Here is a 268-nt window from a genome sequence, read left to right on the forward strand (position 1 = left end):
CCTGAGCCTGGCCAGCACCCCGGAAGAAGTGCGCGAAGTTCAGCGCCTGCGCTACAAGGTCTTCATCGAAGCGATGAACCTGTCGGCCCTGGCCAACCCCGAAGGCCTGGACAAGGATGAGTTCGACGACTACTGCGATCACCTGATCGTACGCGACAGCAAGACCCTCTCCGTGGTCGGCACCTATCGCGTGCTGAGCCCCCACGGTGCGCGCCGCATGGGCAAGTTCTACTCGGAACAGGAATTCGACCTCTCGCGCCTGGACAAC

General features: G+C 62.3%; 1 protein-coding gene. It reads left to right on the plus strand.

Features of this window, described 5'->3' with window-relative positions:
- Positions 1–268 (plus strand): GNAT family N-acetyltransferase (locus tag ACZ3GY_RS24075; protein ID WP_465912266.1); only part of this gene is annotated, 268 nt, incomplete at both ends.

This window comes from Pseudomonas sp. PME37.24/006 (genome assembly GCF_055556635.1).